Raw genomic sequence first — 522 nt, 5'->3', positions numbered from 1 at the left:
CGAAACGGCAGCACACCGACCGGGGCTACCTGACGCACGGCCAGGTCATGGCGCTGGCTGCCGAGTGCGGGCAAGCCGGCATCGTCGTGCAGTTCCTCGCCTACACCGGTCTGCGCCGGGGGAGATGGCAGCCCTTCGGGTACAGGATTTCGACATGCTCCGGCGACGGGTATCCGTCAGCCGATCGGTCACGGAGATCAACGGCCTGGACTGGAAGACGCCGAAGACCCACGAGCGGCGTTCCGTCCCATTCCCCGCCGTGCTCGCTGGGGACCTGGCCGCGCTGATGACCGGAGAGGACCGCGATGAGCTGGTGTTTACCGACCAATGAGGCGGGATGCTAAGGAACTCTAATTGGCGGGCGCGTCTGTTCCGTCCTGCCGTCCACCGGTGCCAGGCCGCCGACGATAGGTTTCCCACCATCACACCGCACGACCTCAGGGATAGGGCAGCAGCCAGCCTCGCCGTGAGTGTGCGGGCGAACGTGAAGGCCGTGCAGCGGATGCTGGGGCACGCGAGGGC

At 67.0% G+C, this 522-nt stretch carries 1 protein-coding gene; it reads left to right on the top strand.

Annotated elements, in window-relative coordinates:
* Positions 1-124: 124 nt before the first annotated feature.
* A complete protein-coding gene (locus F6Q13_RS20140; RefSeq protein WP_293060199.1) occupies positions 125-331 on the top strand; it encodes a hypothetical protein in 207 nt (68 codons plus the stop codon).
* Positions 332-522 lie beyond the last annotated feature (191 nt).

The organism is Mycobacterium sp. (genome assembly GCF_008709575.1).
In the GTDB taxonomy this organism is placed as follows: domain Bacteria; phylum Actinomycetota; class Actinomycetes; order Mycobacteriales; family Mycobacteriaceae; genus Mycobacterium.
This window is presented reverse-complemented; position numbering and strand designations above follow the sequence as displayed.

What these genes read in the sequence shown, in the direction of transcription:
- F6Q13_RS20140 (WP_293060199.1), top strand. Translation starts at nt 125, where the DNA reads ATGGCAGCCCTTCGGGTACAGGATTTCGACATGCTCCGGCGACGGGTA.